The organism is Luteimonas granuli, from assembly GCF_007795095.1.
Classification (GTDB): domain Bacteria; phylum Pseudomonadota; class Gammaproteobacteria; order Xanthomonadales; family Xanthomonadaceae; genus Luteimonas; species Luteimonas granuli.
The window spans coordinates 614,694-628,303 of record NZ_CP042218.1; the positions used below are offsets into that span (position 1 = coordinate 614,694).

The following is a 13,610-nucleotide window of genomic DNA, read 5'->3' on the forward strand; positions in this document are numbered from 1 at the left end:
TGTTGCCCTGCCGATACGCTCGGACCCCTGCTGTGGTGGAACGCCGATCGCCCGCTTCAGCGGCCAGTGACGTCCGTGGAAATGCGTGAATGCAGGCCGCGAGGCATCACCGCGCACCGCGCCGGAACAGCACGACCTCGACCGTCTGCAGCAGGATCATCAGGTCGAAAACGATCCCCTGGTTCTTGACGTAATACAGGTCGAACGTCAGCTTCTCCTCGGCGTCGCGCACCGACGCGCCATAGGGATAGCGCAGCTGTGCCCAACCGGTCAGGCCCGGCTTCACGCAGTGGCGGACGCTGTAGTAGCGGATCTCGCGGCTGAGCATGTCGACGAACTGCGGGCGCTCCGGCCTCGGCCCGACGAAGCTCATGTCCCCCCGCAGCACGTTGAACAGCTGCGGCAGCTCGTCGAGCCGCGTGGCGCGGATGAAGCGGCCCACGCGCGTGCTGCGGTCGTCGTCCCGCGACGCCCACCGGGCGACTCCGTCGCTCTCCGCGTCCAGGCGCATGCTGCGGAACTTCACCAGCTCAAAGCAGCGTCCGTTCTCACCCACCCGCGTCTGCCGGTACAGCACCGGCCCCCCGGACTCCAGCCAGACGCACAGCGCCACCAGCAGCATGACCGGCCAAGCCACCAGCAGCAGGACGCAGGCTGCTGCGAGATCGAAGAACCGCTTGTTGAGCCGGCGCGGGGCGGACTGGTCGAAACCGTCGGAGAACACGAACCAGGACGGATCGGCCACGTTGACGGTGACCATCCCCGCCTCGCGCTCGAACAGCGTCGACAGGTCCGACACCGCGATGCCACGCTGCGTGCAGCCCAGCAGTTCGTTCATGGGCAGTCCGCCCCGGCGTTCGTCCGGGGCCACCACCACCTCGTCCACCCGCAGCAGGCGCGCCAGCTCCGCGACGCCCGACGTGGTGTGAATCTGGAGTTCGGGCGGCACCACCGCCGGCTGGCCCGCCACGGGCACGAACCCCACTACGATGAAGGGACCTCCGGTCCGACATGCGGCGCAATCTTCGATTGATGAGGTCGGCGTTCCAGCCCGCGCCGTACACCAGGATCCGGCGCTTGAACGCGTTGCCGCGGAAGCAGCGCCGGGCCAGCGAACGCAGCCCCAGCACGCCGACCAGACCCGGCGGGAGCGAGAGCGCCAGGATGCCCGGTCCGATATGGGTCGCCGGCACGAGGTGGTAGACCACCAGCAGCGCCATCGCCGCGCAGGCGAAGGACAGCACCAGCCGCAGCACGAAGTCCATTCCGGTGTGCCTCGCATGCACCTGGTACAGCCCGAACGCCGACATCGCGCCGGTCACGAACGCGGAAACAAGCAACTCCCTCAGCGGGACCTGGCCGAAGAGGGCCGGATGACTCCCGGACGGGTCGAAGGATCCGAACCTCGCTGCCAGCACGACCGCCGCGGCGATCAGAAGCGTTTCCGCCAGCCACTGCGCACGGAGCGCGCGTACCTTGCGACTTGCTGCCGTCGCATTCATGAACTGCTTCCTTCCTGGGGAGCGTGTGCGTCCGCTCCTCATCGCGGCGCATGCCAGTCAACGCACCGCCCTTGCAAACACGGACACCTCCGCAGGCGGACGCAGCCGGATGCACTCCACCGGCGCACCCGGCGGTGCGGCCACCGCACCCACCCAGTCGTCGCCGATGTCGAGCATCTGCAGCCAGGTCTTTTCCGCTCCGACCGGAGCGAGCGGCAGCGGTCTGCCCGCGGGCGCGGCGAACGTGCTCATCTCGCGGGCCATGCCCACGCCTGCGGCCTTCAGCAGCGCTTCCTTACGCACCCAGATCTCCAGCAGGCGGCGATTGATCCCGTCGCTGGAAGCACCTGCAAGCGCCGCCATCTCCGCGGGATGCGCCACGTGCCGGGCGATCTCGGACATCACGCCGACACGGTCGGCGGGCTCGATGTCGACGCCCACCGGACCGGCTTCCGCCAGCGCCAGAGCCAGCGTGCCTGCCGAATGACTGAGACTGGTGGAAAGCGGCGTGCCGCGCAGCCTCGGGCAGCCAAGCGCATCGCGGACCAGCGGCACCGCGGCGGCATCGATGTCCATGCGTGCGGCGACCAGCAGCCGGTGCAGCGCGTAGGAGACGGTCAGCTCATCGCGATCACGGGCGTCTCGCCGTCGCCGCGCGCGCGCGCGATCGGCATCGTCCAGCAGCACCGACGCCTCGGCCAGCCATGGAAGCCAATCGCACGTTGCCAACAGCACCACCCGGACCTGCGCCCGCGAATCCCCGGGCCAGCCGGGCAGCGACGAGCGGAATGCCGTGCGCAGGTCCATCACGCGCGGTGCTGGAGGTGAACGTCCTCGGCTCCCGTCCATCGGGATGGTCCATGTTCTTCGTCGACGTGGGGGTCATTGGAGGAACGTCGACCGTCGCGGGCGGCGGACAGTGGTGCGCGATCGGCGGCGGGCAGCGCATCGGGGCCCTGAAAGGCAGAAGGGCCAACGGACGCGAATCCGTTGACCCTTGTGCGGTATGCGATGGCGCGCCCGGAAGGATTCGAACCTCCGACCCCCAAGTTCGTAGCCTGGTGCTCTATCCAGCTGAGCTACGGGCGCGTTGCGCAGAAGCGGAATTATGCAGAGGCTTGCGGCCCCGGTCAATCGGGTTCCGCCATGCAACTGGCGGAGAGTGAGGGATTCGAACCCTCGATGGAGCTTTTGACCCCATACTCCCTTAGCAGGGGAGCCCCTTCGGCCTCTCGGGCAACTCTCCGGGTGACGCATCGCGCGGGCCGTGGGCCGACGCGGGGCGTAAGGATACCGGGTCGGCCTTCAGCCGGCAAACCTAATCCGCGCCCTCCCCGTCATCCGGCGCAGCCGACGTAGCCGCCGGCTCGTTGCGCTGGATGCGCTGGTAGATCTCTTCGCGGTGGACGGAAACGTCCTTGGGCGCTGTGATGCCGACGCGCACCTGGTTGCCCTTGACGCCGAGCACGGTCACGGTGACCGAATCGCCGATCATGAGGGTCTCGCCCACACGCCTGGTCAGAATCAACATGTAGAACTCCATGGTCCGGGCTCCGCCCGACCTATCGTGGACGACCACGGTTCGCGGCCTTCCCTGATGCTTACGACATGATAGCGGCCGTTCCGTCCGCCATGTGTATGAAAAAAGTAACGGCGCCCCGCCGGGTCAGGCCAGGCGTTCCGCCACCCAGGCCGGCACGTCCGCAAGCGCGGCCTGCAGGGCGGGTCCGTCCTCGCCACCGCCCTGGGCCATGTCGGGCCGGCCACCACCCTTCCCTCCGACCCGCGCGGCCACCTGCGACAGCAGTTCGCCGGCCTTGACCCGGCCCAGGGCCGAGCCGCTGACCCCTGCCACGAGGGCGGCGCGGCCGTCCGTGGTGCCGGCCAGCACCACCACGGCATCGCCGAGCTGCTGCTTGAAGCGATCCAGGGCATCGCGCAGGGCGCGGGCGTCGAGCCCTTCGATGCGCGCCGCCAGCACCCTGATCCCGCCGACGTCGACCGCCGTCGCGGCGAGGTCCGCGGTTGCGCTGCTGGCGGCACGGGCCTTCAACAGCTCGACTTCGCGCTCCAGCTTCTTCTGCCGGTCGAGCAGCGCGCGCAGCCTGTCGCCCACTTCGGCGGTGGTACCGCCAAGCAGCCGCGCGGCCTCGGACAACCGGCCTTCCTCCTCCGCGACGCGGTCGAGCGCGGCGCGTCCGGTCAGGGCCTCGATGCGGCGCACGCCGGCGGAGACGCCGCCCTCGGACACCAGCTTGAACAGGCCGATCTCGCCGGTGCGGCCCACGTGGGTACCGCCGCAGAGTTCGACCGAACCGCCCATCTTCACCACCCGCACGCGCTCGCCGTACTTCTCGCCGAACAGGGCGATGGCGCCGGCGTCGATCGCCTCCTGCATCGCCATCTCGCGGAACTCGACGGCGTGGTCGGCGCGGACTTCGTCGTTCACGCGCTGCTCGATGTCGCGCAGCTCCTCCGCGGTGATCGGCTCGAAGTGCGAGAAGTCGAAGCGCAGGCGGTCCGGCGCGACCAGCGAGCCCTTCTGGGCGACATGCGTGCCGAGACGCTCGCGGAGCGCGCCGTGCAGCAGGTGGGTGGCGCTGTGATTGAGGATGGTGGCGCCGCGGCGACCGGCATCGACGCAGGCGCGGAGGCGGTCGCCCAGGGCGAGCGTGCCCGACGCGAGGCGTCCGACGTGGCCGTGGTACTGGCCGGCGAACTTGCGGGTGTCCTCGACGCTGAAGCCGGCGGCTCCGGGGGCGCCTGTCGCGGCTGTCGCCGTTCCCGCAGCCGCTCCCGCGGAAAGTGTGCCGGTGTCGCCGACCTGGCCGCCTGACTCGGCGTAGAAGGGGGTGCGGTCGAGGAAGACGATTGCCTCTTCACCGGCTTCGATGCGGTCGACGGGACGGCCGTCGCGCAGGAGTGCGATGACCTCGGTGCCGTCGGCCTGCAGCTGCTCGTAGCCGAGGAAGGCGGTCGGCGCCATGCGCGCCACCAGGTCGGCCGGCAGGGTCACGCCGCCGCCGAACTTGCCGGCCGCGCGCGCGGTTTCGCGCTGCTGCTCCATCGCTGCATCGAAACCGGCGACGTCGACCTCCAGCCCGCGCTCGCGCGCCATGTCGGCGGTGAGGTCCAGCGGGAAACCGTAGGTGTCGTAGAGGCGGAACGCATCGGCGCCGGGAATGGTCCCGGTGCTGCGCGCGGCGAGCTCGTCGAAGATGCGCATGCCGCTGTCGAGCGTCTCGGCGAAGCGCTCCTCCTCGGCCAGCAGGGCGCGCTCGACCAGGGCGCGCTTCGCGCGCAGCTCCGGGTAGGCCTCGCCCATCTGCGCGTCGAGGGTTTCGACGAGCCTGTGGAAGAACGGCTGGCGCACGCCCAGCATCCATCCGTGGCGCAACGCGCGGCGGATGATCCGGCGCAGCACGTAGCCGCGGCCTTCGTTCGACGGCAGCACGCCGTCGACGATCAGGAAACTGCAGGCGCGGATGTGGTCGGCGATCACGCGCAGCGACTTGTTGTCGAGGTCGGCGGTGCCGGTGAGCCGGGCCGCCTTGGCGACCAGCGCCTGGAACAGGTCGATTTCGTAGTTGCCGTGCACGCCCTGCAGCACCGCGGCCAGGCGCTCCAGGCCCATGCCGGTGTCGACGCAGGGTGCGGGCAGCGGCTCGAGCCGGCCGTCGGGCTGGCGGTCGAACTGCATGAACACCAGGTTCCAGATCTCGATGAAGCGGTCGCCGTCCTCGTCGGGCGAACCCGGAGGGCCGCCGGGGATGTGCGCGCCGTGGTCGTAGAAGATCTCGGTGCAGGGGCCGCAGGGGCCGGTGTCGGCCATCTGCCAGAAGTTGTCGGAGGCGAAGGGCGCGCCCTTGTTGTCGCCGATGCGGATGATGCGGTCTTCCGGCACGCCGACCACGTCGCGCCAGATCCCGTAGGCCTCGTCGTCGGTGTGGTAGACAGTGACCAGCAGGCGATCGGCCGGGATCTTCCAGACCCGGGTCAGCAGCTCCCAGGCCCAGGCGATCGCGTCGTGCTTGAAGTAGTCGCCGAACGACCAGTTGCCCAGCATCTCGAAGAAGGTGTGGTGGCGCGCCGTGTAGCCGACCTGGTCGAGGTCGTTGTGCTTGCCGCCGGCACGCAGGCAGCGCTGGACGTCGGCCGCGCGCATATAGCCGGGCTTCTCCGCGCCGAGGAACACGTCCTTGAACTGGACCATGCCCGAATTGGTGAACAGCAGGGTCGGATCGTTGGCCGGCACCAGGGATGCCGATGGCACGATGGTGTGTCCGCGACTGCTGAAGAAGTCGAGGAAGTCGCGGCGGATCTCGGCCGTCGTCGGGCGCGCGGGAATGATGTCGGAAGCGGGCATCTGGGGGCGTGATGAAAAGTTGGGGGCGCGTGCCCGCGGCGCCCGCAACCAGCGCGGATGCCGGGCGCATGCGCTCGGGTCCCCGCTAGGTTAGCAGGCCGCGGCCGCGCTCCGCAGCGCGGCGCGGCCCGCCCTTCACGCCTCGTCGAAGTCGAGCGCGGTGGCGGCGCGGACGGTGTCGCCCTCGAAGCCGCGCCGGAACAGGAAATCGGCGGCCTTGCGGCGCAGGGCCGGGTCCCCGGCGACCCCGGGGCCGTGCCGCCGCCGCACGAGGTCGAGGGCGCTGGCCAGCCAGTCGTCGTCCCCGGACTCGGCGAGGGCCTCGAAGGCGGCCCGGATCGCGTCATCGCCAAGGCCGTGGGTGGAGAGCTCGGCGCGGATGCGGAGCGGCCCGTAACCGGACAGCGCCCGCTGCCGTGCAAGCCCGGTGGCGAAGCGCTCGTCGTCCTGCCAGCCGGCCTCGGCCAGGCGCTCGACGGTGGCCGCGGCTTCGTCGCCCTCCACGCCACGCGCCTCCAGCTTGCGCGCGAGCTCCTTGCGGGAGTGCTCGCGCCGGACCAGCAGGCCCATCGCGCGCTGCGCGGGCGTCGGCTCGGGACGACGGCGGCGCGGGGTCCCGGTGCCGGATTCCGCGGCCCCGTCGGCGGGACCGCGCGGACGACGCTCGCGGCCCCTCCCTGCCCGGCCCATCACCATCGTCAGGCCCGGGCGCCCCTGCGGCGCGGCGCCGGAGCGTCGCCGCCGCCGTCGCCGTCCACGTCGGCATCCGCCTCCCCGCCGCCTTCGCCACCCTCGGTGACGGCGGTCGCCAGCGGCGCCATCTTCGCGCGCAGCTCCGCCTCCAGGCGCTCGGCCACCGCGACGTTCTCCTTGAGGTACTGGCGGGCATTCTCCTTGCCTTGGCCGATGCGTTCGTCGCCATAGCTGTACCAGGCGCCGGCCTTCTCCACGAGCCGGGCGTCGACGCCCATGTCGATCAGTTCGCCCTCGCGACTGATGCCCTCGCCATAGAGGATTTCGGTGATGACCTGTTTGAACGGCGGGGCCATCTTGTTCTTGACCACCTTGATGCGGGTCTGGTTGCCGATGATCTCGTCGCCCTTCTTGATGGCGCCGATGCGGCGGATGTCCAGGCGCACGGAGGCGTAGAACTTCAGCGCGTTGCCGCCGGTCGTGGTCTCGGGGCTCTGGCCCGGCATCATGATGCCGATCTTCATGCGCAGCTGGTTGATGAAGATCACCAGGCAGTTGGAGCGCTTGATGTTGCCGGTGAGCTTGCGCAGCGCCTGGCTCATCAGGCGCGCCTGCAGGCCGGGAAGCTGGTCGCCCATCTCGCCTTCGATCTCGGCCCTGGGCGTGAGCGCGGCGACCGAGTCGACCACCACCATGTCCACGGCATTGGAGCGCACCAGCATGTCGGCGATCTCCAGCGCCTGCTCGCCGGTGTCGGGCTGCGAGACCAGGAGGTCGTCGACGTTGACGCCCAGCTTCTGCGCATAGGTGGGATCGAGCGCGTGCTCGGCGTCGATGAAGGCCGCCGTGCCGCCCTGCTTCTGGCACTGGGCGATGGCCTGCAGCGTGAGCGTGGTCTTGCCCGAGGATTCCGGACCGTAGATCTCGACCACCCGTCCCTTGGGCAGGCCACCGATGCCGAGCGCCACGTCGAGCAGCAGGGAACCCGTCGGGATCACCGGGATGACCTCGGCGACGCGGTCGCCCATGCGCATCACCGAGCCCTTGCCGTACTGCTTCTCGATCTGGCCCAGGGCCGCGGAAAGCGCGCGCTTCTTGTTCTCGTCCATCGTGGTGGTCCTCAGCTCGTAGTGCGGAATTCGGGAATGGGTGCAGTGTGGAGGTGCGCGGTCGCAGGGGCTGCGACCTGCGGGCGCCGGTCCAAGTTATGGCCTGCACCGGAGTCCGGGCAGCGGGCCATGCCGCGCGCGCCGGTGAGGGAAAGGAGATCGCGGCCGTCGCCGCTCCCGCATGAGCCTCGGTGCGCAGTTCCCGGCAGGCCTGCGTTCACCGGTTCGGCCTCACCAGGCCGCAGTACAGGCCCTCGATGGCGAAGTCCTGACCGGGCGCGACCTCGATCGGCTCGTAGTCCGGATTGCGCGGCAGCAGGCGGATCCGGTCCCTGCCGACCTTGAGCAGCTTGACGGTGATCTCGTCGTCGATGCGGGCGATGACGATCTGGCCCGAGCGCGCGTCGGCGGTGCGGTGCACGCCGATCAGGTCGCCGTCGAAGATGCCCTCGTCGCGCATGGAATCGCCGCGCACGCGCAGCAGATAGTCCGGCGACGGCGAGAAGAACGCGCGATCCATCAGCACGACCTGGTCGCTGCCGATGTCGGCGCCGATGGGGACGCCGGCGGCGACCTGGCCCAGGACCGGGAGCTCCAGCACATCGGCGGCGGCAGGCACCGGAAGATCCATCGCCGCCTGCGGCGGCTCCGGTGCCCGCAGCACCCGGATCCCGCGTGCGCGTCCCGGCACCCGTTCGATTGCGCCCGCGGCTTCCAGCGCTTCCAGGTGGTACTGCGCGGCCCGCACGCCGCTGAAGCCGAATGCGCGCGCGATCTCGGCCTGCGACGGCGGCACGCCCTCGGCGGCGATGCGTTCGGCGATCAGGGCGAGGATGTCCCTCTGGGTGTCGGTGATCTCCATGGTTAGTAGTAATACTACCAAACAGTCCGAGGATCAACGCCCGCGGATCATCGCCGGTGGGCGCCCTTCCAGATCGAGTACACGATCCACATCCCAACGGCCGCCGCGCTGACGAAGCCGGCCACGCCCAGCGCCATCAGCCACTGGTTGCGCGCGCCGCCGCCGACGCTGTTCATCACGATCGAGGAGCCGATGATCAGCGCCGCCGTGATCACCCCCATGGTCAGCCGGCTGGCCGCGCGGTCGATGCGGTCGCCGAATGCTTCCAGCGTGGGGATGTCGATGCGCGCGCCCAGCCGCCCGCCGCGCGCGGCGCGCATCAACCGCCTCAGGTCGCGGGGCAGTTCGGCGCCGAGTTCGAGCATCCCGGCCAGGCCGCGACGCCCGCGCCGCGCCAGGGCCGACGGCGCGTAGCGGCGCCGCATCACCCTTTCGAGCCACGGCCGCGCCTCGCTGGCCATGTCGAAGTCCGGATCCAGCTGGCGACCGAACCCTTCCAGGGTGAGGAAGGTCTTGATCACCAGCGCCAGGTCGGGCGGCAGCACCAGGCCATGACTGCGCAGGAGGCCGGCGGCGTCGGACAGCATGGTGCCCATGCGCAGGTCCTTCAGCGCCACGCCGCGGTAGCGGTCGACGAGCACCGCGGTGTCCGCCTCCAGCCGCTCCTCGTCGGCGTCGCCGCCGATGCTCCAGTCCAGCAGGATGTCGGTCACCGCCTCGGCGTCCTGCACCACCATGCCGTGCAGCAGGCGCGCCAGCTCCATGCGTCGCCGCTCCCCCAGGTGGCCGACCATGCCGAAGTCGATGACCGCGATGCGCCCGTCGCGCAGGAAGAAGAGGTTGCCCGGATGCGGGTCGGCGTGGAACAGGCCGTCCTCGAGCACCATCTCGAGCACGATGCCGCTGCCGGTCCGGGCCAGCGCGGCGCGGTCCAGGCCGGCAGCGTCGACCGCGGCCAGGTCGCCCGCGGGGATGCCGTCGACGAAATCCTGGACGTTGATCCGCTCCGAGGTCCACTGCCAGTGCACCCGCGGCACCACGACGCACGGATCGTCGGCGAAGTTCGCGGCGATGCGCTCCGCGCTGCGGCACTCGGCGGCGAAGTCGAGCTCGCGGCGCAGGGAATCGCGGAACTGCCGCACCACCTCGACCGGGCGGTAGCGCCGCAGGTCGGGCAGCTGCGATTCGGCCGCCTCGGCCAGCCGCGCCATCAGCCGCAGGTCGGCCTCGACCACGCCGACGATGCCCGGGCGGCGCACCTTCAGGATCACCGCGGTGCCGTCGTGCAGCCAGGCACGGTGGGCCTGCGCCAGCGACGCCGCGGCGACCGGCACCGTTTCGACCCGGGCGAAGGCCACTTCGGGCTCGACGCCCAGGTCCTCCACCAGCTGCGGCCGCACCACGTCCCAGGGCAGGGCCGGGACCGCGTTCTGCAGCCGGCCCAGCTCCGCGATCCACTCCGGCGGCAGCAGGTCCACGCGCGTGCCCAGCACCTGCCCGAGCTTGACGAAGGTCGGGCCCAGTTCCTCCAGCGCACAGCGCAGGCGCTGCGGAGGCTTCATTTCCAGCCGCTCCTCGGCGTGCTCCCAGTGCAGCAGCCGTCCCGCCCGCTCCAGCACGCCGGCCATGCCGCTGCGCCGCACGAGATCGCCGAAGCCATGGCGCACGAAGACGCTGGCGATCTCCTGCAGCCGTCCCAGGTCGCGGACGCCGGCAAGGGTGTCGAACATGGTCACCGCGCGCGCCTCATCGCAGCCGCTCCAGGCCGCGCAGCGCTTCGGCCACGGTGCGCCTGCGCACCGCGTCGCGGTCGCCTTCGAAATGGAAGACCTCCGCCTGCGGATAGCCGCCGCGGCGCTTCCAGGCGATCCACACCGTGCCGACCGGCTTGTCCGCGGTGCCGCCGCCCGGGCCGGCGATGCCGGTCACCGCCACCGCCACCGTGGCGCCGGAGTGCACCAGCGCGCCCGACACCATTTCGATCGCGGTCTCGCGGCTGACCGCACCGTGTTCCTCCAGCGTCTGCGGGCGCACGCCCAGCAGCGCCTGCTTGGCCTCGTAGCTGTAGGCGGCCATGCCGCAGTCGAACCAGGCCGAGGAGCCGGCGACGTCGGTGACCGTCTTCGCGATCCAGCCGCCGGTGCAGCTCTCGGCAGTCACCAGCATGTCGCGGTTCGCCGCCAGCCGGGTGCCGGTGTCGTGGGCGAGCCGTGCCAGCTCCGCGTCGCCAGGTGCTTCCATCGCGTCGTTCCGGGTCGAAAGCGCCCAGTATCGACGCTGCGGCGGAGCTTGTCGCGTGATGAGGCCGCGGAAAGCCGACGGCCCGCGCGAGCGGGCCGTCGGGTGCCAGAGGCGTGGAGCGGGAAACTCAGTAGTAGTTGAACCGGAAGGTCACGCCGTAGGTGCGCGGCGCTCCGAGGAAGGCGTTCCACGAACCGGCCTGGATCGGCGCGTCGATGCCCACCTGCTTGTAGGTCTCGTCGGTGAGGTTCTGGCCCCAGAACTCGACCATCCAGCGGCGGTCCTGCCGGCCGAAGCCGATCCGTGCGTTGAGCAGGGTGAAGCTGTCCTGCGCCTTCTGCGGATCGAGGTCCGAGCCGGTGTTGTAGTCGGACATGTACTTGGCGCCGATGTTGAAGCGACCGAGGTAGTTGCCGCCGAAATCCCACTCGTAGCTGAGCGCGGCGTTGCCGGACCATTCCGGCGCGAAGCTCATCTGGTTGCCCGGCAGCAGGACGAGGTCGGCGTCGGGCAGCAGGTCGTCGCCGTACTCGGTCTGCGCGTACGTCAGGCCGCCCTGAAGCATCAGGCCGCGCACCGGCGTCTGCCACATCAGGTCGACCTCGAAGCCCTGCGAGACCACTTCCGGGATCGAGCGCACCACGAAGCTCGTGCCCAGGAAGCTGTTGAGCTGGAAGTCCTCGTAGTCCTGGTAGAACAGCGCGGCGTTGAACAGCATGTTGCCGTCGGCCCAGGTGGTCTTCAGGCCCAGCTCGAAGCTGTTGACGAACTCGCCCGGGAACGAGGTGTCGTCGACGGGGGTGATGCCCTGCACGCCGCTGGACAGCCCGTTGGAGGACTGCACGCGATCAAGGTTGAAGCCGCCGGCCTTGTAGCCGCGCGCCAGCGAAGCGTAGGTCATGACGTCGTCGGACCAGTCGTAGGCCACCTTGAACGTGCCCGACCATTCCTTCTCCGTGCGCGACTGGCGCACGTCGCGGCCGTGGTGGGCGATGTTGGCCCAGGGCAGGCACATGTACCCGGCCACCTGCGGGGCCACCGCGGGGACCAGCGCGCCCAGCAACTGCTGCTGCAGCGCCGCCGGCAGGCTGGTGAAGCCGTTGATGCGCTGCGCCAGCGCTCCGCCGACGCGCGCGGCCGGATTGGCCAGCGTCGAGCCACAGCCCACGCTCCCGTTGGGATTGCTGTAGACCGAATGCAGCTCCTTCTTCTCGTGGGTGTAGCGCAGGCCCACGGTGATGTCGAGGGCGTCGGTGGCGTGGAAGGTGTTGTTGGTGAAGATCGCGGCGCTGCGCGCGTTCTGCTCGTGCCGGTCGAGCGCGGCCAGCCCCATGTAGTTGCTGCCGAACGGCCTGCCGCTGACCTGGGACAGGAAGGTCGCCGGGTTGGCCTGGTTGACCGTCAGCCCCATGGGCGCGAGCTGCGCGGCGATGCCGGCGAGCACCTGGCTGCCCACCAGGGTCGACAGGTAGGGCTCGTAGGCCGCGCCGAAGCGGTAGGAATCGTTGCGGTCCAGGTCCTCGTCCGAATAGAAGACGCCCACCATCCAGTCCAGCCGCTCGGTGGAACCGGTGAGGCGCAGCTCCTGGCTGAAGGTCTCGAAGCGGGTCAGGGACTCGTCCTCGTCGGGCGCGCGGTAGAGGATGTCCGCGGCGCTGTAGTCGAAGTCCAGCCCGTTGATCGCCTGCCAGTCGCGGAAAGCGGTGATCGAGCTCAGGGTGGCATCGCCGAACCAGGGCGAATCCCAGTCGATCTGCATCGACACGCCCTTGTCCTTGAGGTCCTGGGAGGTGGAGCGGTTGGCATAGGCCAGGCGGCGCTCCGGGTCGGCCACCGGGATCACGCCCTCGCCGCCCGGCGTGAGCGCATTGATGATCGCCGCCGTCGGCCCGCGGTGGGTGGTGACGGTGACGCAGCAGTTCTCTTCGCGACTGGTGTAGTCGGCGGTCAGGTTGATGTCGAGCGTATCGCTGGGCTCGATCAGCAGCTGGCCGCGCACGGTGTGGTAGTTCTGGTCGCCGTCGTCGGTTTCCGTGCGCGGGCCGGCGCCGGTGCGCACATCGTCCACGCCGTCGCGCTTGCGCTTGCCGGCGTAGACGCGGAAGGCCGCGTTCTCGCCCAGGGCGTCGTTGTAGGCGCCGGAGACGCCCATCAGGCCGTAGTTGCCGGCGGTGATCTCGGCTTCGGCGGTCTGTGAGTAGCTGGGACGGCGGGTCACCACGTTGATCACGCCCGCCGATGTGTTCTTGCCGAACACCGTGCCCTGCGGACCCTTCAGCACCTCGATGCGCTCGACCTCGCCGAGGTCGCCGAAGCCGACGCTGTTGCGCGAACGGTAGACGCCGTCGATCACCACGCCCACCGAGGACTCGAGGCCGGCGTTGTCGCCCACCGTGCCGATGCCGCGGATGCGCGCGGTGGTCTGCGCCGCCGACTGCGTGCTGGTGACGGTCAGGCCGGGCACGAGCACCTGCATGTCCTTGATGTCGCGCACGCCGGTGTCCCTGAGCAGTTGTTCGTCAAGGACATTGACCACGATCGGCACGTCCTGCAGTGCCTCCTCGCGCTTCTGCGCGGTGACCGTGATCGCGGACAGCGTGGTCGGCTGGTCTTCGGTCCTGGGCGCATCCTGGGCATGCGCCGGGGAAACCAGGGCCGGTGTGGCAAGGATTGCGAGAAGCGCCGTGGCGAGCGCATGGCGTTGCGGATGGTCTGAGACCATGGTGTCCCCCCTACGTGACGAGTCGGTTTGAGTCATCGGCATCCGGCGCGACCGCCACCATGGCGACCATGGCGGGACGCACCGGGCCCGCGTGGGGGACTGGCCCGGTGCTGCG

At 70.2% G+C, this 13,610-nt stretch carries 10 protein-coding genes and 2 tRNA genes; all 12 read right to left on the bottom strand.

Annotated features, from left to right (window positions below; translation table 11 throughout):
* Positions 1–106: 106 nt before the first annotated feature.
* On the bottom strand, positions 107–985 hold the full coding sequence (locus FPZ22_RS02730; protein ID WP_281287424.1) for a TIGR03013 family XrtA/PEP-CTERM system glycosyltransferase: 879 nt from the start codon (positions 983–985) through the stop codon (positions 107–109).
* Positions 986–1,559: 574 nt separating this feature from the next.
* Positions 1,560–2,309: a 4'-phosphopantetheinyl transferase family protein gene (locus FPZ22_RS02735; RefSeq protein WP_168198912.1), complete on the bottom strand. Its 750-nt coding sequence runs from the start codon at positions 2,307–2,309 to the stop codon at positions 1,560–1,562.
* A gap of 205 nt (positions 2,310–2,514) precedes the next feature.
* Positions 2,515–2,591: transfer RNA gene (locus tag FPZ22_RS02740), tRNA-Arg, on the bottom strand.
* Positions 2,592–2,655: 64 nt separating this feature from the next.
* Positions 2,656–2,748, bottom strand: a tRNA-Ser gene (locus FPZ22_RS02745).
* 72 nt (positions 2,749–2,820) lie between these two features.
* Entirely contained in the window at positions 2,821–3,033 is a 213-nt protein-coding gene (gene csrA / locus FPZ22_RS02750) for a carbon storage regulator CsrA (protein ID WP_144893871.1), read from the bottom strand.
* A 135-nt stretch (positions 3,034–3,168) separates the two neighbouring features.
* The gene (gene alaS / locus FPZ22_RS02755) at positions 3,169–5,868 is read right to left on the bottom strand and encodes an alanine--tRNA ligase (RefSeq protein ID WP_144890029.1); all 2,700 of its coding nucleotides are present in this window, start codon (positions 5,866–5,868) and stop codon (positions 3,169–3,171) included.
* A 135-nt stretch (positions 5,869–6,003) separates the two neighbouring features.
* Entirely contained in the window at positions 6,004–6,438 is a 435-nt protein-coding gene (locus tag FPZ22_RS02760) for a regulatory protein RecX (protein WP_246120900.1), read from the bottom strand.
* A 128-nt stretch (positions 6,439–6,566) separates the two neighbouring features.
* Positions 6,567–7,670 (bottom strand): recombinase RecA, encoded by a 1,104-nt coding sequence (recA, locus tag FPZ22_RS02765; protein WP_144890033.1) that lies wholly within the window; start codon positions 7,668–7,670, stop codon positions 6,567–6,569.
* A gap of 217 nt (positions 7,671–7,887) precedes the next feature.
* Positions 7,888–8,532 carry a transcriptional repressor LexA gene (gene lexA / locus FPZ22_RS02770; RefSeq protein ID WP_144890036.1) on the bottom strand — a complete coding sequence of 215 codons (645 nt, stop codon included), beginning with the start codon at positions 8,530–8,532 and terminating at the stop codon, positions 7,888–7,890.
* A 47-nt stretch (positions 8,533–8,579) separates the two neighbouring features.
* Entirely contained in the window at positions 8,580–10,262 is a 1,683-nt protein-coding gene (locus FPZ22_RS02775; protein WP_144893873.1) for an ABC1 kinase family protein, read from the bottom strand.
* Positions 10,263–10,278: 16 nt separating this feature from the next.
* Positions 10,279–10,773: a CinA family protein gene (locus FPZ22_RS02780; protein WP_144890039.1), complete on the bottom strand. Its 495-nt coding sequence runs from the start codon at positions 10,771–10,773 to the stop codon at positions 10,279–10,281.
* A gap of 127 nt (positions 10,774–10,900) precedes the next feature.
* Complete coding sequence (locus FPZ22_RS02785) at positions 10,901–13,495, bottom strand: TonB-dependent receptor (RefSeq protein WP_144890042.1); 2,595 nt, start codon at positions 13,493–13,495, stop codon at positions 10,901–10,903.
* Positions 13,496–13,610: the final 115 nt, after the last annotated feature.